Consider the following 23,072-nt stretch of genomic DNA (forward strand, 5'->3'; position numbering starts at 1 on the left):
CGGCGTTTATTCTGCCGAAGAACGTGAGCCTTCGGGAGAGCCGCCGATCGGATGATCGGCCGGCAAGGGGCGTCCCGCGGTGGCGAAACCCCGTTCGACTAGCATCAATTTCAATTGGCGGAACTCTTCAAAGCTATCGGGATAGGCCCACAGCGTAATCGTCGTCCGCTGGGCGTCGCAACCGGCGAGTCGTTGCATGAAGTCGGAGTTAGATCGGAGCGCATCGGCAAACGCTTCTCCCATATTCTCGGACACTGGGACCAGCACAAAGTGATCAAGCTCGACAACATCACGTCGAGCGGCGCCCATCTTGGTGTCGACCGAATAGGCAGAGCGACGCAGCACATAGCGACAATAAAAACCGTTGATCGGCCCCACGGTTCGGGTCAGCGAGCTTGTCTCGCGCAGTTGCGATGCGCTCCGCTGCGCATCCTCTTTCAATTCGTCGACCAGCGTATTTAACGGGACGAAGGCGATCCGTCCGTTCAACAAGCGAAAGTGTTCTTCTCGCCCGAAAACCGTTTTGGCCATCGGCGTCGGATAGTGTTTGAGGACGACCGACTCGGGCTGGAAGTTCTCGATGCTTTCGAGCGTCGTGTAAACTTCGTTTAGCTTGGCTTTCTCGTCCAGCAGCTCGCGATTGCGATCAAAGTCTTGCTGTTGCACGGCGCCCAGTTCTTCCCGTTTCTTGTCGATGGCCGTATTGGAGGCCGTGAGGACGAACTGCATCTGATTGCGATCGTGGAACTTCTGTTGCAGCTCTTGACGAACGGCGGTGCGCTGATGCGTGATCTGAGCGAGTTCGGCTTGCAGCGCCATCGCTTCTTCCAGAGAACCGGAATCTTGCTGCGCGATCGGCGGTGCGACCGAGGGGGTTGCCGCCGGCGATGCTTTGGCGTCGGTGATCGCTTCGTGCGCCGTAATACTGACGACCATGATCAAAATGATCAAAATGCCGACCAGATTGGTCACCACGTCCAGGAAGGAGTCGAGCGAAGGTTCGGCCGAATCGCGAGATCGAACAAGGCGTCTCATTAGTTGCGCTCTACCTCCAGGCCGCTGCCGTTCAGCAGAGCCGCCAATTCTTCAAAACGTTGTTGGGCGCCAGGTTGGACATCGACCTTGAGCGTCGGCTTCCAATAAATGCCGCGGCCGGCGATTCCCCAATCTTCGATGCGGGACCAGACTTGCGAGACGAACTCGTCAATTCCGCCGCGAACGTCCGATTGCAATAGCACCACCTGCGGCTGCTTGCTGCTCCCTTTTTCGGGCACGATCACAATTCGATCGGCGGCGACAACCACATGAATGGGACGCGTGATGCCGGTTGCACGGGCCGATTGTCCCGGCAACGCCCAGTTACGACCGCGCGTGTTGGCCAACGATTGCGGCGCCATCTGCGCTCCGCCGCTGTTGCTAGAGCTGCCCCCTTGTTGGCCGCCTGGCGATGGACCTTGTTGTTGCGCTCCATATCCGCCAGAAATGGTGCTGTCTCCGTTGGGATTGCCCCGCTTGCCGTCGGTCGAACCGGCCGGCACTGACATCGCGTCTGTGCCGTCGGCGCCTGACAATTGCGGGCCCTGCGCGTTGCGTTGAGCTTGCGTTTGATATCCGCCTGGCAGCGAAGCGGCCATTGTGCCTTGTCCGCCGCTCGAGGTGCGATCAAATTGCTGCGAACCACCGCCGGCGCCGCGATCAAACGGTTTTCCGCCGTCGGTGGAGGAACGAGCGTACGATTCGGGGCCGCCAGCCGAACCGCCGGTCATCGTCGAGCTGGCGCCTGGTTGGCCGCCGATCGGCGCGCCTTGTTCGAGAAACGCATTCTTGCCGAACGGGGAGCCCTCTTCCCCACGGCCGCCGCCGTTGCCGCCGCCGCTAGGAACGAATCCACCGCGACTAGTTGCGGTCAGCAAACCGGTTTCTTCAACGCGACCATACTCACGCGGCGCCGCTCGCATGACGGCCACTTTGCGCCGCCTAGCGACTTCGACCGTTTGCATCAACGTTTGCGCGAGGAAGGGATCCGCTTCGGGAAATTGCAGTTCCAGCTCGTCGTCGATCAATTCGTAGCCAAATTCTGAATCCCACGACAACATGGCGTCGCGAGCCGCAGCGTAAGATTCGGCCCCATTGGGGCGCACGACCAGCAGCGGATAAGGATCGGGCGCGCTGGGGTTTTGTTTCAAGCGATATTCGCGAATCGCACGCAGCGCCGCATCCAACGGATTGCCGGCGCCCAACGGAGGACGAAAATCGGCGCCATACAGTTCGATCCCTTCCGGCTGCAGAATGACGCGATCGCCGGTGCATTCGATATAAATCGGTTGACGGCGCGTGCCGTTAGGTCCGTCGTAGGGAATCAGCGCGTAAGAAGGTTTTTTCTTCGCCGCCTTCGCTTGCTCTTCGGTCAGCTTGTCTTTGGCGTCGGCCAGCTGCTGGCGAACTTCGGCCAGTTGCTGATCGATGTCGGCTTGATCCGACTTCGTGGCGTTCCGCTTTTCTTCGAGCAGCTTCACTTGTTCGTCCAGGCCGCGGATTTGCGTCGCCAGACGGCGAATGTGATCTTCGATGCCGCTCAGCTGCAAGCGCTCGTCTTCTAACTGTTGGCGTTGCTCGGCGCGCAGCTTTCGCAACTCTTCCAGTTCGGCCAGCGGAAAAGCAGGGACTTCCGGCGCAGCGACCGGCGTTGTTTCAGTCGTGACCGGCGCAGCGTCGACCGAAGCACGAGCCTGCTGCACGAGGACGACCAGCAGCACAATCAGTGCGCCGACCGTACAGATCAGGACCGCTAGGAACGGGAAGAGTGAGATTTCGACGCCTTGACGACGCGCTTGGGCTCGGCTCATGCCGCATGACCTTGCGAGGGTTTCTTCTCCAGTTCAAATCGACGACCGCCGCTATCGCCGATGCGATTGTTCAGCAGGTGAATCGTCGCGGCGAGGCTCAATACGGTCTCTTCAAAGTGACCAGCGCCCGCCAACGAGTCGAGGTTGCGGCTGAGCGTTTGTTCGAGCGACGAGATTTCTCCGACCGCTTCGACCGCTTTCAACATTACTTCCCCTTGTTGGGTCAGTTGAGCCTGTTGATCCCGCATCAGACTCGCGTTGTTATCGAGCGCCGTCTGGAACTGCTTCCAATCGACGCGCATCTCGCGAATCACCTCTTTTTCGGCGCCGGCCAGCGCCGCCGCATGGCGTTCCAGTGAACCAGAAAGAGCCGCAGAGAGCGAATCTTCTAACTGCTGCTTGCTAGAGCCGACGATTTCTTCCCAGTGGTGATGAGCGCCGTCGATCGTGTTGCGCCAAAGTTGCGTTTGACGTTCGACTAATTGCTCAGTCGCTTGCATCACGCGTTCGGCCATGCGCTGGATCGCAGCGACGCTGGGGTCGCTTTTTCCGCCCGCTTGTTGGAAACGTCCGCTCAACTGGGCCGAAGCGGCTGAGTCGACGACGGTCAACAGTTCGTTTTCGATGCGGTCGGCGATAAACTGCGCGAACATCAGAAAGATCGACAACGACAACGCCAACGCGGTCGTATCAAACGCGACGCTCAATCCGGCGAGCAGGCTTTCCATCGCCGCTTTCGGTTCGTTCACCAGCGCCTCGGGAGATAGATTGCCGAGCGCGAGCGTAATACCGATAACGGTACCCAAAAAGCCGAGCATCGGAGTCGCCCAAATGACGATCCGCACCAGCGAAAAGCTTTGATAGGCGCGTTCCGCTTCTTGATCGGCGAAGTATTTCAGTTCTTCCTGCAAGCCGGCGGCGCTGCCGTTGACGTGCACATGTTCAATTCCTTGAAACAATCGCCGCCAGAGCGAATGTCGCTGTAGACGTTGCGGGTACTCTTCCAATTGATCGAGCAGCCCGGCGGCGTCGTCAATCAACTGGCCTTCGCGCGGCGGCGCAGGGAGTTCGATTTTGCTGACGTTGGTCAATTCGCGTGCGACATCCTGCAATTTCAACAGGATCGCCGCTAAGCCGACAAAGAACATCGCCGTTTCGATGTATTCGACCGGGTGCCCGGCAAAATAGCGCACGATCAGCGGATTGCTGATCACGCCTTGATTGATCAGCGCGAAGAAGCCGATCGTCGCGGCCAAACCGAGGGCGACTGGCCACCCTAGTTTTCCACTGATGTTGTACCAGAACTTGGAGGTATTTCGTGCAGTCACCGGTTCGTATCCTTCCTACGCGGTGCGATCGAGCGGAGCGGGGAGACAAGTCCGCACAATCCTCATAATCGGAACAACCGCAGCTTGGATTTGAGGTTTTGTTGGCGCAATCAGTAGGAAACCCAAGATGCGGCGTCAATGCGAAGTCCGTTTCGCCCGCTAGCAAATGAGGAGAGCCAATTCAGCAACATTTGCCGGTTTTATCGAAAAGAACGTGAATGTCCCCGCGACTGGTTGCCGATAACTTCCTTTGTCGCAAATGACAACATTCGACGCAAACCGCTATGCCAACCAAGGTTGCATCAATCTTTGGCAGACGCGTTGCCTAAATAAATCCCGGGGGGGAATGAAAGTTCGGTTGGGGTCCACTTGACTCCACCGAACTTCTTTTATTTCTTGGCCCTCTTTGGTTGCCCTATCTTCTTGGGGGTATCGTGCGTGATTGACATTGCCAGCATTTCCGGGCTACCGCTACGATACGCAGGTCTCAGTGCGAGCGAATCGGCTGGAAGCGGCGGCTGCTAGCATAAGTCTTTTGTTTCTTTAGGCTTAGGGCTATCGCGAACGCTCCGTGTTCGCCCTTCCCGTGCGTCCTGGCCGTGGGGGAAGCGATTCGCCGCTAACATTTGGGGACGAAAAGAGTTGCATCAAGGAAACGGGCTTCTAGAATAGATAGAGGTCCGATTCCGCAATCCACGAAGAGTAGGTGGTTTATGCGTAATGCGGTATTGGGCTTTGCCCTTGTCGTTAGCCTCGTCATTGCAGTCGCTTGGTTGGAAACTCCTCCTTCTCCAGCGCAGGCACAAGCACCGTACGCGGCGGCGCCAAGCGGTTCGCTGATTTCCCATTCGACCAATACGGCGTTGGGAATGCAGCAGGTCGTTCTGATTGATCCGCAAACGAGAGTTATGGGCGTCTATCACGTAGATGGAACGACCGGAAAGATTTCTCTCAAGAGCGTTCGCAATCTACACTGGGATCTGTTGCTGGAAGCGCACAACAGCACCAATCCGAGTCCTAGCGAAATAAAAGCATCGCTCGGCAGACCCTAAGCATTTGCTTCGGCGGCCGGGCTTTTACGATTTGATTCACCGGAGCCTGGCATGGCCAAATTAATCCCCCTCAGCGAAGCGGCTGAAATCTTGGGTATCTCGGAAGAGCAGTTGGTCGAAATGCGATCACGCAACGAGATCCACGGCTATCGCGATGGGGCGAGCTGGAAATTCAAAGAAACCGAAATTGAGCGGGTCAAAACCGACCTTGCCGGCGGCGGTCAAGCTTCCGAGCTCGGGGATAGCGGTGAAGATCTAATCGAATCGCCCAGCGATTCGGATGATGACAGCGAATTTGAATTGTCGCTCGGCGGCGATGACGGATCGTCCGGCGAAATCGACTCGCTCCTGATTCAGGACGAAGGTCGCAGCGGCGAATCTGGGGTCGTGATCGGCGACGAACTCTCGTCAGGCGGCAGTGACTTGAAACTGGCCGATAGCGATATCGAGCTTGGTTTTGAGGGCTCCAGCGCCATCGACCCTGCGTCCGACACCAACAGCAATTTGAATCTCGATCTGGAAGGTTCGGACGTGCTCGGCAGCTCGTCCCTCAATGCTCCGGTCGACGCCGATGACGACGATGATGATGAGCTGTTGCTCTCCCCAATCGGCAAAGACGATGACGTCGGGATTGGAACCGAAAAACGCGATCCCGAAGGTACCGGTTCGGGGGTTAGTCTGGCGCTCGGCGAGGATGACCTGGATCTGGGCGAAAGCGCGATCTCGGCCATCGATGATCTCGATAGCGGCGAATTGACGCTTGACGCCGGCGATAGCGGAGTCAGCCTGGTCGATCCGGCCGACAGCGGTATCGACATCGGCATGGAGCCGCTGGACCTTTCAGGCTCGAAGGTCGACGCGTTTGACTTGGCGGGCGACTCCGGGGTCGAAGTCGACCAAGATATTGCGTCGGGCATTTCCGCCGGCAAGAGCAGCGGCGATGACGACTTCCTGCTGACTCCGGTCGAAGGGGAACTGGACGACGACGATAGCGGCTCGCAAGTGATCGCGCTCGATTCTGATTCGATCGGTTCCGAGTCGGCTCTGTTTGGCGCCGGTATCGACGACGGAGATTTTGGGGCTGCTGACGACGGACTCGAAGTCGTTGACGAGATGGGGACCATGGATGTCACCTCTCCGGCGGGTGCGCCTGCCGCGGCGGCGCCGGTTGAAGCTCCCTATAGCGTGCTCAATCTCATTAGTCTGGCCGCGACCGCCGCTTTGGTATTGGTCGCGGGACTCATGGTGACCGACCTGATTCGCAACATGTGGTCGTTTGACGAACCCTACGCAATCAACAGTTCGATCATGGACGGCATTATCAGCTTGATGGGGGTCTAGCTTCGGCGCCCAGAGCGAGATCACCGCAAACCAACCGTCAAAAGCCGCGAGACGCCTCGCGGCTTTTTTCGTAACTGCTGTTTGGTGCAATCGTTACAACCGATCACCTTAATCCGGCGGGAGTGCGGCGGCGGCGGTATCTTTTCCCCCTGGTCGCGCTATAATCTACTAGTTGCGGATGTAACGTCCGCGTGCTGAGGGCGAGTTCGTCTCTTGGCGCTGTATCTGAATTTGGCGTTTTGACAGCCGAGCGCTGACGTTGTTGTCGCTTGGTCCCGCCGCTTGACGCCCTGTAATTGCCAACTTATCCCCACGCTGGCCAGTCCAAACGCATGGCTCGACCCAAACTTGCCTCCTCGGATCAATCTTCCTTTGTCTGGGGAGTATTGCGTCTGTACGAAATCGCCGCATCGCTCAAATTGGCGGTCTGCCTGTTATTTGGGATGGCGCTGACGTTGGGCATCGCGACGGCGGTGGAAGCGGCGTTTAATACCAACGTCGTGCAGTTTTACGTCTACCAATCGTGGTGGTTCTCGCTGCTTTACATGCTTCTAGCGGTCAACATCTTCTGCGCCGCGTCGATTCGCTTTCCCTGGAAGCGGCATCAAACCGGGTTCGTCATCACGCACATTGGCCTGCTGACGCTGTTGTTTAGCGGTGTCGTCAGTCGCGTGTGGCGAATCGACTCGCAGGTGAGCGTTTGGGAAAATAACATCTCCGACATCCGTGCGTTTGAGCCTGATCATTACCGGTTCGCGCTGCGAGTGGATCGTCAGACCGGTTCGCCGCTCGATCCGCCGGAGATTACGGAAGTCGATATTCCGTTCAAGCCGGGGCCGTTTAGTTGGGCCGACTACCAGGAAGGCTTCAGCAAAATTCAAGTCGCGCGACCCGAAATCGCGAATCTCTTCTCGCCGCTCTTTTATCTAGCGGGAAGACATAGCGCCGGAAATGTCCTCTACTCGGACGGCGACATTCGCTTGGAAGTATTGGACTACTACGGCAACAGCCATTGGGAAGATGGCGTGCCGGCCGTCGAAATGCGGCTGAGCATGCCCGCCGGGAAGAAACAGTCGGCCGATGGCCGACTGGTCGCCGACGACATGCAGTGGGTCCCGATTCAGCTGGGGGTCCACATGGTCGAGGGAGACACGCAATACAAATATGGGGTGGGCGATCGTCAGCCGATGGGCGCCGGAGCGTTCACCATGGCGATGGCCCCCAATCGCGCCGCGACGGTCGCCTTCTTAGAAGGTGGTCCCCAGGGAGAGATCGGCGAGCAGGGACAAGTCGTCCTCTTCGCCGCCGGCAAACGACTAGAGATCGATGTCGCTGCTGAGCTCGACAAAGAACCGCAGCCGCTCGCAGGAACGGCGCTCTCGTATCAACTCACTTCCTACATGCCGTCGGCGGTTCCGAGTCGAAAGCCAGGCGGCGGCATCGTGTGGGGAGACGGCGAAGAGAACGACGTGCCGCAGAACCCGGCCGTGCGCATCGAGTTGACCCAGGATGGAAAGCCGGTGGACGAGTTGATCCTGCTGGCCGACATGCCCAACTTCAACGCTCAGGCCTTCGACGCCGAAGTTTACGGCTCGTATTGGTTTAATCATGGCGAAAAAACTTCGGCCGAACTGCTGCAAGGAGGAAGCCCCGGCGGATCGCGAATCGATGTGATCCAAGGCATCGACGAAGATGGCGAAACGAAACGCTTGTACTATCGCTACTGGAATCGAAAAGAAGTGGTCGTCGCGCGTGACCTGCCGATTGACGGCGACAAGACGAACGCCGTCGATGCGTTCAAGATGCCGATCGCGCAGCTGAAGATGTATGTCGAAAACTACATCTCTGCCGACACGCCCTCCGCGACCGCGGTGCGCGACCCCTTTGATCCCAAAATGCAAATGCCTTCGCCGGCGGCGCTGGTTCGTTTGACCAAGGGGGACAAGACGGACGAGTTCTGGATTCAGGCGCACTTCGGCGATCCGAACTCAGGACATGTCGACGATAGTACGCGTCATGTGATGAAGGTCGGCGATACGACGCTGACGTTGGCGATGCCGATTCAGTCATTCGACATCGGCTTTCGCGTCTTCCTTGAGCAGTTCGAGCGTCGCTTGGATCCCGGCACGGCCCAGCCGTCCCACTATTCCAGCGATGTGCACTATCTCGACCGCGTTCGCGATCGCTGGATGATGGTCTGGGACCCGGCGAGCGAAACGACGAAACGAGTCGAGTTTCCGTTGACGATCGACAGCAACTCGCCCAGCGATATCACCAGCGGCGCCGGTCAGATCTTTTGGATCGACGACGCATCGCCGGCTGTGATCTGGAGCATGCCGATCGCCGCATTGGACAGCGGTGATTGGGAACAAGCGAAAAAGATCGTCCCGTTTGGTTTGGCCAATCCGCAGCAATTGGTTTGCGACGCCGACGGCGGCAAAATCTATTGGACCGATTGGCGCAAGGGCCGGTCGGGGGACGAAGGCTATATTCGCAGCGCCAACGTCGATGGATCGTCCCCTGCAAGCGTGATCACGTTCGCCGGTCGTCCCAGCGGCATCGCCGTCGATAGCGAGCGAGATTGGATCTATTTCACCAACGACGCGTCGGGCTTTGTCGGCCGCGTGCATCGCGATGGGACCGAGCTGACGCCAGATTGGATCGCGATTCCCGATGGTCGCGCGACCGATGTGACCGTTGACGCAGGGACCGGCGACGTTTACTGGACCGACAAAGCGAAGAACGTCATCCGCGGCGCATCGAGCGAAGGCAAACTGTTTGGCTCGCCCCCGTTTTTGGGCTCGGCGGACAAGGGAATGCCCAATTCGCTGGCATTGGGGGACGGATTCCTGTATTGGACCGACATCGAGCCGAACCCCAGCGATCCTCTCTCGCGTAAGCATCTCAGTGATCCGACTTTTGACCGCTCGAAGCCGCGTGAAATTTTGACCCGCGTACGTCGTATTGCGTTGGCCGGCGGTGAGAAGCAAGACCACGACGTGGCGACGACGATGGTTAGCGCTCCGCGCGGCGCCGCGTTTGTCGACGGCAGACTAATGTGGACGCAAAACGCGGTGATCAAAGAAAATGTCTGGATCACGATGAACGCGCCTGACGCGTTCCGCGATCCGACCTACAACCGCGACTTGCACGTCTTCCAGGAAAGTTTCCAAGGCCCGTTCAAGCCCGGCACGCCGGAATACGCCAAGTTTGCTCCGACGCACAGCGACGATGAAGAGATCTACGCGTCGGTCTTTACGGTCAACCACGATCCCGGTTCGGCGCTTCGCTACTGGGGTTGTTTGCTGGTGATTCTAGGAATCGCCACGATGTTTTACATGCGGGCCTACTTTTTCAAGCCGCGCAAACGCGAGGAGTCGCCCGTTGACTCCCGCCGTTCAAATGCAGCAGAGACCAAGCTTACCGACATGGTCGGTAAGGTTTAGGAACATGCCATGAAGTCGATTCGCCCTTTGTTTTCCGCTGTTTCCCTGGCGTTGGTCGCCGCGTGGATTGTCCCCGCCGGGGCCGGCGAGAAATTTGATTCGGCGGTTTGGAAGCAACTTCCCGTTTATCACAACGGCCGCGTGAAGCCGTTGGATACGTTCGCCAACTTGGTGGTCAAAGAGATCACTTCGCACGACAAAACGTCGGTGAAGGTGAACCTGGTCGACTACTACGCGCCGGACGAATTAGCGAAGCCCGAATATAGTGATGCGCTCTCGATCTTGCCCGACGGCGAAGTGCGGAAGTTTCAGCCTTCGGAATTGATTTTGAGCTGGTTGGCCGAACCGCAGAAGTGGGAACGAATTCCGTTTATCGTCGCCGAACATGAAGACGTGCGCAACTCGCTCGGTTTGCCGATCGAAGGTCCGACGGGGCAACGGCTTCGCTTTGTCTCGCCTTACGAGATCACGCATTCGGTTCCGCTCCGCAAGTTTTTGCTCGAAGTCGACGCGCGTCGTAAAGCCGCGATGACCAGCGGCGAAAAGTTTGAGATGACCGCGTCGGAAGAACGCGTTTGGAACGAAGTGCTGACCAAGTACGCGCTTTATCGCGACGTGACGTTTGATCCGCGTTTGGACATCAACTTGAACGAAGCGTTGCCGATGCCAGGCGGACGAGATCGCCTGTTCTATAGCGTGATGGCCGCCGCCAAGATCATGTCGCAAGAGCCCAATGTCAAAAATCAGACGTTGGAAAGCCAGTATCAGATTTTGATGCAGCTCGGCGGCGAGTCGCCGATGGCGCTGGCCGCCAATCGGTTGTTGTCGTCGTATCGCGCCCTCTTTTCGCTATTGGTCAACGCTCAGGTCGACGCACATGAATTTCTAGAAAACGAAGAGCCAGAGCCGCTGACCGCCGACGAACCGCCGACCTTGGAAGAAGCGGAGCCGCTGGTCGCCGAATTTCGCGCCGCCGCCCACGAACTTGCCGAGCTGTTGCGTGTGGAACGGGATCGCGCCAATACGCAGCAGACGCTTAGCCGCTCGCAATACGAGACGATCAAGCCGATGTTCCAAGAGATGCTGGTGAAAACGAGCGAATTGGATCGACTAGGGCTCGAGATGCAGTTGGGGCTGTACGAAGGGTCGGATCTGGTCAAAAAGTTCGACCGCAGTCTTAGCGGTACGCTCTACGTCGTTCCCGCACTCAACGCCGAAGCGCTGAAAAAAGATCGCGGCACCGAAAACATGGCTCAGCCCTGGCTCGGTTTGTCGACCATCTTGTACAGCTCAGGCGATCTGCTGAAGGGGTATCCGCAAAACAAAGTCGCCGCCGTTCGCAAGTCTTGGAAAGCATTGACCCAAGCATATGTCGACGGCGCGTCAACTGAGCAGACGCAAAGCGACTTCGCCGCAGCGCTGCGATCGATTGGTGAGCAAACCGACGCCGAACGGCGCGAGCTGGTCGCCGACGATCAACAAGACGAACATATCCTCAGCTACACCGCGTACCCGCCGGCCGGCAGTCCGCGCATCGAAGCCGAAGTTCGCTACAACGCGCTCGACCCTTTCCGCATCGCCTGGATTATCTGTCTGGGGGCGACGTTCTGCTATTCGCTCTCGTTCGGCGTGATTCGCAAGGTGATGTTCTGGATGGGAACGGCGCTGCTGCTGACGGCGATCGTTTGGTCCTCGTATGCGTTCTACATGCGGATTTTGATCAGCGGCTGGGCGCCGGTGACCAACATGTACGAGACCGTCGTTTTTGTGCCGTGGGTCGTCGCCGTCATGGGCGCCGCCTTTTTGATGCTGCCGATCTTTGATCGCGGCCGGCTCGAAGCTTGGCGAGCATCGGCGGTTCCCGGCACGCCGGAAGCGACGCCGCTGACGCCGCGACATTTAGAAACGCAATCGGCGTCGACTTGGAATATGCTGGGCATCTTCGCCACGATCGTGCGTTTGCCGCTGATGGCTTTCGTCGTCTGGATGCTGGCGTTCGCTTTGTATAGCGACGGCAATCGTCCGATTATTTCTGACCTCAATCCGCTCGCGGCGTTTTCGCTCTCCTCGAACTTGGGCAAAGACGCGGCGATCTGGCTGGTCAAAGTGTTGACGCTAGTCATCACGGTTTACTTTGTTCCGCGCCTGCTGCTGAGCGGAGTTTTCGCCGTCTACTACGTCCTGCGTGACTGGTTCGTGAACAACAGCATCGTGACCAACTTGCCGGCCGTGCTGGAGCGTTCCTATTTCGGCCTGGCCGCTTCCGGCGCCGCGACCTTCTTCTTTTGCGTCGCTTCGTTCGCGCCGGTGCTCGACGAGAACTTCTCGCCGCTGCAGCCGGTGTTGCGGTCCAACATGTGGTTGACTGTGCACGTGCTGACGATCGTCGCTAGTTATGGCGCCGGCATGCTCTCTTGGGCGCTCGGCGTGATCGCACTCTTCTTCTATATGTTTGGCACGTATCGCGCACCGGTGACGCCGGTTGGCGCTCCAGAGGGATTTCGACCCGCTCACGACGCGCATGCCGAACTTGGTTATCGTCCGCCGGAGCAATGCGCCGTGTTGGCTGGGTATTGTTACCGCTCGATTCAGGTCGCAGTCATGCTGCTGGCGACCGGCACCATCCTCGGCGGCTTGTGGGCCGACGTCTCTTGGGGACGTTTCTGGGGCTGGGATCCGAAAGAAGTTTGGGCTCTCATTTCGCTGCTGGTTTACCTGGCGATTTTGCATGGTCGCTTCGCCGGTTGGTTCAATAACTTTGGCTTGGTCGTCGGCACGATTCTTGGGTTCACCATGATCGTCTTCTCGTGGTACGGGGTCAACTTCCTCTTGCCGATGTTCTCGGGCGGACAAGCCGTTGGGCTTCACTCCTACGGTTTCGGTGAAGGTGGACAAGGCTACGTGCTGGGGTTTGTCGCGATGAACTTGCTGTATCTCGGCGTCGCTGCGGTCCGCTTCCAAGTGACCAACGTCATCAAGCCGGGCTCCCCCAAAACCGAAGACGTCTCACGTCTGATCGACGACGAAGAAATCGTCAGCGCCGAGTCAGCGGAACCGACGAAACCGCACGAGGGCATGAAGAACAGAGAGGAAGAGCAAGAGCATCGGCCAGTCTAGCGGCGAAACTCTTCGTGCACGGGTTCTTCGGCGACGGCGGGAATGACGAGCCATTCCAGCAGCTTTGCGGCTTCGGCCGTGGCCGGCACCGTGACGCGTTGATGCGCGTCGAGCGCCGCGATCAGGCCAGCAGCGGGAATTAGCGAATCCTCTGCCGATGGTTCCATCACCAAGGCACGCTGCGTGTCGGCGAGAATTGCGCCGGGGCCTTGCGCCTTCTGGCAGCAACCATGCAGCGTGAGCAGGCCCGCACTTAGTTTGAACTCGATTCCCAACTCGGCGAAGCCTGTCAGGAAGTTGCGATCGGTCGAAAGGTCGGTCCGCGGTCGCACGCCTAAGTGGTACGAAGCGTCCTGCACCAGCGAAATGCTAACCGTTCCATGTTTTCCTAAGAGCCATCCTTGGGCCGATTGCAGCTTGCCGTCGACCAGCATCGCGTTCATCAAGTGCAGATTCGCTTTGCCGGTGAGCGTATGGTCGGAGCGCGTCGTGATCAGGCTCGAGAGCGAAATATCGTTGGCGATTCCCTTGATCGTGATCGGCCCCCGGACGCCGCCGGTGCTTTGAAAGTAAACCTGCTCAAATGTGGCCTCGTCTCCCAGAATACCGGCCGCCGGAAAGATCGCGGTTAGCAGGCCGCTAGGAATCTGAGCGTCGCGACCATCGAACGCAATCTCCATATCGCCGCGTACTGGAGCCGCCAACTTGACCGTCACCGGCTCGGTGGCGCTGATTCCGTCGAGCAAAAACTGAGCCGCTGAACGGCGCAGGCCGGTGGGATCCATTTTGGTGTGCGATGCAAATTGCATCAGGTTGGGGATCGCCGGATCGTCAATATGAATCGTGCCGATCTGAACCGCGATCGGCTGATCGCCGGCGATCGCGAGACGCTCGCACAGCGTTTCCCACAGTCGACGACGATGCGTCCAAGAGAGATCGCATTGGGGGGCCCGGATTCGCCAAACGCCCCCCTGCTCTTCTGCTTCGATCAGCGGTAGGGTGATCGCCGGCTGCTGAACGACATGCAGCTTCAAGTCTTGCAGGACGTATTTGCCGGGGCGCGGATTGTAGGCTTTGGAGAAAGTCGCTTTCAGGCCGAGTTCGTCCGAGAGACGGCGCTCGATCGCGGTATGCGCCCAAGAACTGCGGCGGTAGCCGATCCAGCCAAACGTGGCGAACGTCGGCAAGATGCAGATCGCCAAAAAGGCGATGCGGCAGAGGAATCGGTGGGTCGCCTCGTGCAACAGAACTTCCTTGTTCGTATCGCGCGATGAAGTTGTAAATCGACGCTATCTTTCGCGGGCCATCTGCATAAACAGTTCGTGCCGCGCTTTCATCTCTTGCAGGCTATCGCCGCCAAACTTTTCGACCAGGGCCGTCGCGATTTCAAACGCAACGACATTTTCGACAATGATCGCAGCGGCCGAAACGGCGCAGACGTCGCTTCGTTCGTACGAAGCGCCCTGCTTTTCTTTTGTGTCTAAGTTGATCGAGTCAAGCGGCTTGGCCAACGTGCTGATCGGTTTTTTGGCGGCGCGAATGATGACCGGTTGCCCGTTGGTCATTCCCGCTTCCAAACCGCCAGCGTTGTTGGTCGGTCGCACAAAACCAAGGTGCGGCTGATCGCGATGCTCGGGATCAAAGTGAATCGGATCGTGCACTTGGGATCCTGGGCGGCGAGCCGCTTCAAACCCCAATCCGATCTCTACTCCTTTAATCGCCTGAACCGCCATCACGGCTTGAGCGAGTCTCCCGTCCAACTTTCGGTCCCATTGGGAATGGGTGCCGAGGCCGAATGGTACTCCGTCTACCCGAACTTCCACAATGCCGCCTAGCGTATCGCCGCTTTTGCCGGTCGCGTCGATCAGCTGTTTGATCTCGGCGTCTTGGTCGGGATTGAGCGAATAGACGATACTGTCGCTGCGTAATTTTCGCAGCTTCTCTAGATCGCCAGCTTGCGGGGTGATTTGCACGCCGCCCAGTTCGGCGACATAGCCAAACGCGGTAATGCCGAACTGCTTAAGCAGCAGCTTGGCCAGTCCGCCGGCCGCGACGCGAACCGCAGTCTCCCGGGCGCTAGCACGTTCGAGAATGCCGCGAACCGGGCCGAGATACTTGATCGCACCCGTTAAATCTCCGTGACCAGGTCGCGGTCGCGGTAGATCTTCGAGCCGTTCGAGCTTGTAGTCCTTGTTGACCACTTGCAGCGCGATCGGACTGCCGAGCGAGAGCCCTTTCCAGATGCCGGTCAGGACTTCCACTTTGTCGGTTTCGATTCGCTGACGACCGCCGCGACCATAGCCCCCTTGGCGAAGCTTCAAATCGGCGTCGATCGCGTCGGTTTCAATCTCGACGCCAGCGGGAAACCCATCGACCAGCGCGAGAAGCGTCTTGCCGTGGGATTCGCCTGCGGTGCTGTAGCGTAACATGTTCTTCTATAGTGACTTACGAATGATCTCGGCCGCTAATATCTGGCGATCGCCAGGGACTAGCGGCAATTGCCGCGCCTGTCGACTCAAGCGAGCGACGCCCAGTGGGTCAATTCTAACTGTTGACGTAGCTTGAAGATAGATTGCTTGTTGTTGGGCCGATCGCCGCTCACAATAGGGCGTCATCCTTAAACAGGGGATTTGCTTCGTGATTCGTTTCGTCGGCCGCTATTGGTTTCTCCTGCTGTTAGCGGTTGTAATCAGTGTTGGCTTTGGATTTTCGCCGACGCTGGAGCCGGTGACTAAGATTCCGTTTCTGCAAAATGCGATCGTCGTCACCGTTCTGTTTTTGATGGCGTTTCCGCTCGAATTTGGCGATCTGCACAATGCGGCCAAGCGGCCCGGGCCGGCGGCGCTGGGGACGCTGATGAACTTTGGCCTGCTGCCGCTGCTGGCTTGGGGAGCTTCGCTGCTAGTGAGCGGCGACCTGCGAATCGGCGTCAATATCGCCGCCGCGATCCCGTGTACGCTGGCGTCGGCGGCGGTTTGGACCCGCAAAGCTGGCGGAAATGACGTAGCGGCGCTCGTCGTGACGATCGTGACCAACCTGCTATGCTTCGTCGTGACGCCGATGTGGTTGAAGTTGACGACCGGGGACTCGGTTTCCCTGGATTTGGGGGCCATGGTCAGCAAGCTGTTGATTCTAGTCGTCGCGCCGATGATGGTGGGCCAATTGTGCCGTATTCCGTGGTCCATCGGTCGCTGGGCGACCGCCAATCGGACGACGATGAGCATCGCCGCCCAGTTCGGCATTTTGTCGATGGTCTTTCTCGGCTGCATCGGGGCCGGAATGAGCCTGCGAACCTTGCAGGAAGCGGCGCCTCCGGTCGGGATGCTCGCGTTGACGCTGGGAGTCGTTATCGGCGTGCATGCGACCGCGCTGGTCGTCGGCTATGGATCGGCCCAATGGCTGGGCATGCGGCCGGCGGATCAGATTGCGGTCGGGATTTCGGGGAGTCAGAAGACATTGATGGTCGGTTTATGGCTGGCGAATTTGTTCTATCCGACGCAGCCGCTGGCGATTCTTCCGTTGATCGCCTATCACGTAAGTCAGCTATTCATCGATACTTGGGTCGCCGATCGGCATTTACAGCGGCAATTGGCTGCGGCGGGCGATTTGACGCCCGATTCGTCATAACCGAGTCATGCTTCCCCTTGTCCCCCTGCTTGCAGGCCGATATCATTGATGGATTATCGATCGAACGTGAACGAGACAGGGTAGTTCCGTCTCGCGACCAACCACTCAGGAAGATGCCGTCATGAAAGAAAAGATTCACCCCCGCTACGAGGAAGCGGCCGTGAAATGCGGTTGTGGTAACAGCTTCACCACCCGCAGCACGCGCAAAGAAATCGTCGTAGACGTTTGCAGCGCCTGCCACCCGTTCTACACAGGCAAGCTGAAATTCGTCGACTCAGGCGGACGCATCGAGAAGTTCAAGAACAAGATCGCCAAGAGCGGTTACGCGAGCCTCGAGAAGCCGAAGAAGAAAAAGAAGTAGCGACGGCATCAACGATCTTCGCCCAGCGCGAGCTTTCTATCCACGGAAGGCTCGCGTTCTTCGTTGACTGACTTCTATTTTTCTTATTCGCCATAGTGACCAGAGGGTTCTCCCATGCGTGAGATGTTGGAGGAAAAGCTGTCCCGCTTCGAGTTTCTCGAAAAGCAGATGAGCGATCCCGATGTCATGGGAAATTCGCATCAGATGGCGACGATTGCGCGCGAGCATGGCTCTCTGGCCAAGTTGGCGACCAAGTATCGTACTTTCAAAAATACGATCGATGAGATGGGCGAAGCGAAAGAGCTGCTGGAAAGCGACGACGAAGAGATGTGCGAGTTGGCGGCAGCCGACATCGTGACGCTGAAAGCGAAGCGCGAAAAGCTGTGGCAAGAGCTGCTCGATATGACGATCGGCGGCGACGACGCTAATCGTACGCGAATTGTCTTGGAAATCCGGGGCGGCGCCGGTGGCGATGAAGCGGCTCTGTTCGCTCGCGACTTGTACGAAATGTACAAGCGCTACGCCGAAACGAAAAAGTGGAAGTACGAAGTGATGGAAGCCAACCCGACCGAGTTGGGCGGCTTCAAAGAAGTCATCATCAGCGTCGAAGGGGAAGGAGTCTATCGCGAGCTGCAGTACGAGAGCGGCGGTCACCGCGTGCAGCGCGTTCCCGAAACCGAGGCCAAGGGCCGAGTTCATACGTCCGCCGCGACCGTCGCAGTGATGCCGGAACCGGAAGATGTCGAGTTTGAGCTGAACCCGGAAGACTACGAAGTCGAACGTTACGCGGCTTCCAGCGGTCCCGGTGGTCAGCACGTGAACAAGACGGCGTCGGCCGTTCGTTTGATTCATAAAGACGGCGTGATCGTGCAATGCTGCGAAGAGCGAAGTCAGCACAAAAATCTGGCCAAAGCGCTTCGCTTGCTGAAGACCAAGCTGTACGAAGTCAAGCGTGCCGAAGAAGAGAAGCAACGGAGCGATCATCGCAAATCGCTGGTCGGATCGGGCGATCGCAGCCAACGCATTCGGACCTACAACTTCCCAGAAAATCGCGTCACCGATCACCGTATCAATCTGACGCTCTATAAGCTGGATCAAATCATCGCCGGCGCCATTCAGCCGGTGATCGATGGTTTGGTCGACTACGATCGCCAGCAGTTGCGCGGCGACATGGGCGACCTCGAAGAATAATCGATCCAATGACGCCGCAGAGGCGCAGCCGCAGGAGATGCTATGTCGGCGGAAGAGCCATGGACGGTAGGGCGCCTCTTGAAGTGGACCACTGACTATCTGCAGCAACAACAGGCCGACTCGCCGCGTCTGGACGCCGAACTTTTGTTGGCCCAGGCCCTCGGTTGCAAGCGAATTGAACTCTACACGCGCTTTGACGAAGTCGTCGCCGAAGAGCCGCGCGGAAAGTTCCGCCAGTTGGTCAAACAACGCGCCGCCGGAATGCCGGTCGCCTATCTCCTGGGCCGGAGAGAATTTTACTCTCGCGACTTTCGCGTCACGCCGGACGTATTGATCCCGCGTCCCGAGACAGAGCATCTGGTCATCGCCGCGCTCGATCGTTTGCGCGAGACGGCCAAGACCGAAACCGCACGCATTTGCGACGTCGGCGCCGGCAGCGGCTGTATCGCCATCACGCTAGCGAAAGACTTACCCAAGCTGCAGGTGACGGCGATTGATATCAGCGCCGCAGCACTGCAAGTCGCCCAGCAGAACGCCGAAGAGCACGGCGTCGCGGAGCAAATCAAGTTTGTCAAAAGCGATCTGTTGACTGCGCTGCCCGAGAACGCCGTTTTCGATCTGATCGTCAGTAATCCGCCTTACATCGGGCTGGTCGAGAAGCCGTCGCTTCCCAAGGATGTGCTGCAGTATGAGCCGCATGTCGCGCTCTTTAGCGGCGAAGATGGGCTGGACGCGATTCGAGAATTAGTGCGTCAGGCGCCGTCGCACCTCAAGCCGGGCGGATGGCTGTTGATCGAATTTGGCCCGGTAGTGGCCGAAGCCGCGGTGGCGATTGTGACGGCCAGCGATCAATTTGAGGCGCCGACCGTCGAAAAAGATTTGGCGAAACTGCCGCGCGTGTTGATCGCCCGGCGCAAAGCGACTTAGCGTTCCTCGACTTTAACCGTCCGGCCGACGACTTTGTATTCGGGCGCCGTGATCGGCGTCGGACCGTTGCCTTCATCAATCACCGTGCAGTTGCGTCCATTTTTCTTCGCGACGCGCGTCGCTTTTTCCAGACGCTTGATCACCTTGGTCGTCGTGTCGTCGGCGCCCACCTCGGCGACGCCGATGCTCACCATCATCGCGACTTCCTCACCATCCAAGTTGAAGATGGTCGATTCCAGCGTTTGGCGAATACGTTCGACGCTGCTGGTCGCATTGCGGGGACCGGTATCGCCGAAGAAGATGATGAACTGTTGCCCTGTGGCGCGGCAAACGATGTCGAAGCCGCGATCCTTGCGAATGAGTTCGCCCAGCAATCTCCCAAATTCGGCCAGTAGACGATCGCCGGCTTCGGCGCCCAAGCGCTCGTTGATTTTGCGCAGGTTGTCAATGTCGAGCAATGCGACGCTGACGATCCGCTCGCGGCGGATGTCGGCTCGCCACCATTCGTAGAAGACGACTTCCAGGCCGTTGCGATTGTGTAGTTTCGTGAGGCCGTCGAACTGCATCTTGCGGTCGACTTCGGCCAAGCGTCGCTCGGCTCGCAAGATGGTCAGCAGCGTCTCTTGCATCTTGTCACGGAGATCGTGGGCGAGATCGATCAGGCGGCTGATCTCTTGCATCAAGCGACGTCGTCCATCGGCAGGTTCGGTCGAAAGATCCAAGTGTTCGATATTACTGATCGTGGTTTCGATCTGGGCCGCTTGTTCCATCAGCACCGTACCCAGCAAGCTGCCGATATCGGAATACTCGCCCAACGAATCGCCGTTGCTATCGAGCGTATTCGCCGCTTCGGCCTGTTTGTTCAGCCATTCACGATTGAGATCTTCTAGTTCGACCGTCAGCACTTCCATTAGTCCCGAGTCGGGAGACTCGGCCATGCCGCGCAACTGATTGTCGATTTCGATCAGCGCATCGCGATATCGACCAACCTCCAACCGCAGCACTTCGGCCGACGCTTCGACCAGGCTATTTGCGACAATCGACTCTCCTTGCAGCATTCCAATATATTCAGGCGGTATCGCGTCGATCGAAGCAATCGCGCGAGCACGGACTGTGGCTGTGGGGTCCGCATTCGCGGTCGCGCACGAGAGTTCGCGATGCGCGTCGATCTCGGAGACCTCTTGCTGGGAATCAAGAGCCATGATGGCCCGATTTTCCTCGGCAAGTTGGCGCAGGTAGAACGCAAGCCCAAATCCGACAAGCAGATTGGCGAACATCATCCCACTTAAAAATAGAAACAACACGCTACAGCCCCAGAAATTCGTAGTCGATGCGATCGACGATTGGTCAGACCACCCTCATGGAAGCCTACGTTAGTAAAATGTCGGAAGTCTACCGGCGGCGGACCTTCTGGCGAATGGCGATCCGATTGTTCCGATCATTTCGGCAACGACATGGGGTTCGCATCTGCGGCGGGGACTTCTTCGCCGCGTAAGATGGCTCGACGAAACGGGTTGTCGGCTGAAATTATTGGTCCTTGAATCGGCGTCTCCAGCGCTGCGGTAAACCGTTGCAGCTCCGAATCGATGCGATCGGCCTGTTGAACCAGCAACGCTTCTAGCGAAATGGGGCGGCGGTAGTCGCCATCGGCGTAGTAGTCCTGATGCGTCAGAAAGATCAGTTCTAAGCGGCGGAGCTGCTCGGCGGCGATCCCCAGCGTGCGGCCAGTGTCGCGAACCAGATCGCGTCCCAGCAGAACATGCCCCAAAATCTGACCATCCGGCGTAGCGGCGACGCCTCCGCCGTCAAGATCGATCTCGATTAGTTTCCCCAGGTCATGCGTCAGGGCGCCGGCGATCGCCAGGTCGCAAGTGAGCGAGTCGCGCAGCACTGCGTACTGGTGTCGATATTGCAGGATCAGTTCCAGCACGGTCTGAGCGACGCTGACAGAATGTTCGAGCAGTCCTCCCTGGTAGCGATGATGATGAACCATGCCGGCCGGCGCAATGAGCAGCGCCTCGAAATTTTGCGAATAGATCGTGGTCACCAGCTCACGGATCAAATCGTCTTTGATCTCATGTCGGCAGATCGCCAGCGCCGTTTCGTAAAGATCGGCGGGATCTTCCACCGAACGGGGTTGGCAGCGAATCGGGTCAAAGCCTTGCGAACGGTCGTCGTCGGTGACTGGGCGAATCTTCTGCAACCGCAACTGGCGACCATGCGCCGATTCGGTATAGATCGCGCGAATCTTGAAGTGCTCACCGATCTTCCAGTCGAGACGACAAGTTTCGAGCCAGGGGGAATCTTCCCAAAGCATCACCGTAGCGCGGCGGCGATCATCCCGAAACTCGACGCGGATGTAAAGACGCCCGCTGCGAGTCACCGCTTCTTCGCGCGAGACCAATTGCACAAAGATGTCCCCACGTTCTCCGTGGAGCAGGTCGCCAAGCGTGGTGGAAATGGAGAATGCTTCGTCGTTCATGCCCGCCATTTTAGCGGATGCCGACCCCCCTTCAAGAGTTTTTAGGGCCTCTGCAGAAACCGGAGAAATGCTTGAGAACGTCTCAATTCAGGTCGCCCGAGAAACGCGCCAATGGAACCGCTAGACGCTATAGAGCGGCGATTCGAGGGCCAGCTTCGCTAGTTTCGCCGCCAAGCGATCGCGCAACGTTTCCATCAGCGGGTCGACGCTGGCCGTGCGATCTCGTTCTGGCGAAACTTCGATCGCTGGATCGACGTCAATTACGACATGCAGTTTGCCATGCCTGCGGACTTTGTCGGTCAGGTCTTCCTCGTATCGCTCGACCGTTTCCAGCATGCGATCGACCGAGGGATAATCGGCCAGATAGTCCGGCAAATAGCAGGAAAGTTGTTGCGCAAGATAGATGTCGGCCAACTGATTCCAGCGGCGATTGCGTTCCTCGGTGGGCAATTTTTCTTTCACCATCGCCGGCATGATCTTCATGCGCAGCGCTTTGACCCGCGGAACGACGGCCGTTAGTTCAGTATGACCGATCCATTCCGCTTCCAACGGCCCCAGCAGACGATTGATCAAATCATCAAGTCGCTGCCGCGTGCTGCCGGTCCGAATTTGCTGGAAGTGATCAATCTCTTTTAACGCCAGCAGGGCGCTGCCGACTTTGGCGATCCGATCAAACAAGGGGAGATGCGTTTGCGGTCGCCAGGTCAGGCGATGTTCGATCTCGGTCAGAACCGGATCGACGGCGCGGCTTAGATCGCCGCGGAACAAATATTTGATGCCGATCGGATGAATCACCACTTTGCCGCCGCATGCTTTGGCCCGCTTTTTGGCCGCCGTGCGCGCGATAAACGAAACTCCGTCCAGTAACGCATGCACGCGGTCGTTGGTCCGCGTGGTCGACCCCTCCGGAAATAGCAGCAGCGGGCGTTCGGCGTTCGCCAATGCGTCAATCGCCGTATTGATCGCCTGGCGGTCGATCCCTTCGCGATAAATGCTAAATCCTCCCATCATGCGGATCGCCCACGCGGTGAACCAGCCTTGATTGAACAAGTGCCAGCTCGCCATCGCGTAGAGATGAAAACCAACATCTTTGGCCAAGTAGCCAAGCGTCAATGGATCGGAGGTGCGGCAATGATTGGGGGCCATCATCACGCCGTGACCGGCGTCGATCGACTCGCGGAGCAGATGCTGATTTCTCAGCTCATAGCTCTCTACTCCTTCGACCTTGCGCAGGTAGAGTCCGTAGAGGTCAAACCGCTGGATCAGCGACGGCCACCAGGAGCCGCGATGGGGAGGGATAAACTTGTACGGTTTTTCGAAAACGATCTGCTGCATGATGGGAAGCGATAGTTTC

Annotated in this window: 16 protein-coding genes; 8 read left to right on the forward strand and 8 right to left on the reverse strand. The window is 58.1% G+C overall.

Annotated features, from left to right (window positions below; genetic code table 11):
• Positions 1-6 precede the first annotated feature (6 nt).
• The 3 genes from DSM3645_RS11145 to DSM3645_RS11155 are packed head-to-tail and all read right to left on the reverse strand — an operon-like array spanning position 7 to position 4,174.
• Positions 7-1,035, reverse strand: coding sequence for a hypothetical protein (locus tag DSM3645_RS11145; protein WP_002652262.1), 1,029 nt, complete (start codon positions 1,033-1,035; stop codon positions 7-9).
• Entirely contained in the window at positions 1,035-2,846 is a 1,812-nt protein-coding gene (locus DSM3645_RS11150; protein ID WP_002652263.1) for a hypothetical protein, read from the reverse strand. Before DSM3645_RS11150 ends, DSM3645_RS11145 begins: the two co-directional genes overlap by 1 nt.
• Positions 2,843-4,174 carry a MotA/TolQ/ExbB proton channel family protein gene (locus DSM3645_RS11155; RefSeq protein WP_131282448.1) on the reverse strand — a complete coding sequence of 444 codons (1,332 nt, stop codon included), beginning with the start codon at positions 4,172-4,174 and terminating at the stop codon, positions 2,843-2,845. Before DSM3645_RS11155 ends, DSM3645_RS11150 begins: the two co-directional genes overlap by 4 nt.
• 713 nt (positions 4,175-4,887) lie before the next feature.
• Here DSM3645_RS11155 and DSM3645_RS11160 point away from each other — a divergent pair.
• From DSM3645_RS11160 to DSM3645_RS30890, 4 genes are all read left to right on the forward strand, one after another.
• A complete protein-coding gene (locus tag DSM3645_RS11160; RefSeq protein ID WP_002652265.1) occupies positions 4,888-5,226 on the forward strand; it encodes a hypothetical protein in 339 nt (112 codons plus the stop codon).
• A 51-nt stretch (positions 5,227-5,277) separates the two neighbouring features.
• Positions 5,278-6,567 (forward strand): helix-turn-helix domain-containing protein, encoded by a 1,290-nt coding sequence (locus tag DSM3645_RS11165; protein ID WP_002652266.1) that lies wholly within the window; start codon positions 5,278-5,280, stop codon positions 6,565-6,567.
• A gap of 332 nt (positions 6,568-6,899) precedes the next feature.
• Positions 6,900-10,013 (forward strand): hypothetical protein, encoded by a 3,114-nt coding sequence (locus tag DSM3645_RS11170; RefSeq protein ID WP_116344394.1) that lies wholly within the window; start codon positions 6,900-6,902, stop codon positions 10,011-10,013.
• Positions 10,014-10,022: 9 nt separating this feature from the next.
• On the forward strand, positions 10,023-13,130 hold the full coding sequence (locus DSM3645_RS30890; RefSeq protein ID WP_002652268.1) for a cytochrome c biogenesis protein: 3,108 nt from the start codon (positions 10,023-10,025) through the stop codon (positions 13,128-13,130).
• Here the strand turns inward: DSM3645_RS30890 and DSM3645_RS11180 are convergent.
• On the reverse strand, positions 13,127-14,374 hold the full coding sequence (locus DSM3645_RS11180; RefSeq protein ID WP_002652269.1) for a hypothetical protein: 1,248 nt from the start codon (positions 14,372-14,374) through the stop codon (positions 13,127-13,129). The two genes, DSM3645_RS30890 and DSM3645_RS11180, sit on opposite strands and share 4 nt — an antisense overlap.
• Before the next feature lie 45 nt (positions 14,375-14,419).
• Positions 14,420-15,559, reverse strand: coding sequence for a chorismate synthase (gene aroC / locus DSM3645_RS11185; RefSeq protein WP_002652270.1), 1,140 nt, complete (start codon positions 15,557-15,559; stop codon positions 14,420-14,422).
• Between the two features lie 208 nt (positions 15,560-15,767).
• On the opposite strand from aroC, the gene DSM3645_RS11190 reads away from it, so the two are divergent.
• The 4 genes from DSM3645_RS11190 (at position 15,768) to prmC (ending at position 19,236) form a co-directional block, all read left to right on the forward strand.
• Positions 15,768-16,757, forward strand: coding sequence for a bile acid:sodium symporter family protein (locus tag DSM3645_RS11190; protein WP_002652271.1), 990 nt, complete (start codon positions 15,768-15,770; stop codon positions 16,755-16,757).
• A gap of 121 nt (positions 16,758-16,878) precedes the next feature.
• Complete coding sequence (gene rpmE, locus DSM3645_RS11195; protein WP_002652272.1) at positions 16,879-17,118, forward strand: 50S ribosomal protein L31; 240 nt, start codon at positions 16,879-16,881, stop codon at positions 17,116-17,118.
• A 114-nt stretch (positions 17,119-17,232) separates the two neighbouring features.
• Positions 17,233-18,309 carry a peptide chain release factor 1 gene (gene prfA / locus DSM3645_RS11200; protein ID WP_002652273.1) on the forward strand — a complete coding sequence of 359 codons (1,077 nt, stop codon included), beginning with the start codon at positions 17,233-17,235 and terminating at the stop codon, positions 18,307-18,309.
• Positions 18,310-18,351: 42 nt separating this feature from the next.
• Positions 18,352-19,236, forward strand: a complete 885-nt coding sequence (gene prmC / locus DSM3645_RS11205; protein WP_002652274.1) for a peptide chain release factor N(5)-glutamine methyltransferase — start codon at positions 18,352-18,354, stop codon at positions 19,234-19,236.
• On the opposite strand, the gene DSM3645_RS11210 is transcribed toward prmC, so the two are convergent.
• The 3 genes from DSM3645_RS11210 to DSM3645_RS11220 all read right to left on the reverse strand — a co-directional run bounded on the left by DSM3645_RS11210 (position 19,233) and on the right by DSM3645_RS11220 (position 23,053).
• Positions 19,233-20,537, reverse strand: coding sequence for a GGDEF domain-containing protein (locus DSM3645_RS11210; protein ID WP_237564798.1), 1,305 nt, complete (start codon positions 20,535-20,537; stop codon positions 19,233-19,235). The two genes, prmC and DSM3645_RS11210, sit on opposite strands and share 4 nt — an antisense overlap.
• Positions 20,538-20,674: 137 nt before the next feature.
• Positions 20,675-21,718: an HD domain-containing protein gene (locus DSM3645_RS11215; protein ID WP_161603326.1), complete on the reverse strand. Its 1,044-nt coding sequence runs from the start codon at positions 21,716-21,718 to the stop codon at positions 20,675-20,677.
• 120 nt (positions 21,719-21,838) lie between these two features.
• The gene (locus DSM3645_RS11220; RefSeq protein ID WP_002652277.1) at positions 21,839-23,053 is read right to left on the reverse strand and encodes a lysophospholipid acyltransferase family protein; all 1,215 of its coding nucleotides are present in this window, start codon (positions 23,051-23,053) and stop codon (positions 21,839-21,841) included.
• Positions 23,054-23,072: the final 19 nt, after the last annotated feature.

The sequence above is a fragment of the Blastopirellula marina DSM 3645 genome, from assembly GCF_000153105.1.
Taxonomy (GTDB): domain Bacteria; phylum Planctomycetota; class Planctomycetia; order Pirellulales; family Pirellulaceae; genus Blastopirellula; species Blastopirellula marina.

Bases quoted from the DNA above. Each gene is read 5' to 3' on its own strand.
- DSM3645_RS11145 (WP_002652262.1), bottom strand. From the start codon at position 1,035: ATGAGACGCCTTGTTCGATCTCGCGATTCGGCCGAACCTTCGCTCGAC.
- DSM3645_RS11150 (WP_002652263.1), bottom strand. From the start codon at position 2,846: ATGAGCCGAGCCCAAGCGCGTCGTCAAGGCGTCGAAATCTCACTCTTC.
- DSM3645_RS11160 (WP_002652265.1), top strand. From the start codon at position 4,888: ATGCGTAATGCGGTATTGGGCTTTGCCCTTGTCGTTAGCCTCGTCATT.
- DSM3645_RS11165 (WP_002652266.1), top strand. From the start codon at position 5,278: ATGGCCAAATTAATCCCCCTCAGCGAAGCGGCTGAAATCTTGGGTATC.
- DSM3645_RS11170 (WP_116344394.1), top strand. From the start codon at position 6,900: ATGGCTCGACCCAAACTTGCCTCCTCGGATCAATCTTCCTTTGTCTGG.
- DSM3645_RS30890 (WP_002652268.1), top strand. From the start codon at position 10,023: ATGAAGTCGATTCGCCCTTTGTTTTCCGCTGTTTCCCTGGCGTTGGTC.
- aroC (WP_002652270.1), bottom strand. From the start codon at position 15,559: ATGTTACGCTACAGCACCGCAGGCGAATCCCACGGCAAGACGCTTCTC.
- rpmE (WP_002652272.1), top strand. From the start codon at position 16,879: ATGAAAGAAAAGATTCACCCCCGCTACGAGGAAGCGGCCGTGAAATGC.
- prfA (WP_002652273.1), top strand. From the start codon at position 17,233: ATGCGTGAGATGTTGGAGGAAAAGCTGTCCCGCTTCGAGTTTCTCGAA.
- prmC (WP_002652274.1), top strand. From the start codon at position 18,352: ATGTCGGCGGAAGAGCCATGGACGGTAGGGCGCCTCTTGAAGTGGACC.
- DSM3645_RS11215 (WP_161603326.1), bottom strand. From the start codon at position 21,718: ATGAACGACGAAGCATTCTCCATTTCCACCACGCTTGGCGACCTGCTC.
- DSM3645_RS11220 (WP_002652277.1), bottom strand. From the start codon at position 23,053: ATGCAGCAGATCGTTTTCGAAAAACCGTACAAGTTTATCCCTCCCCAT.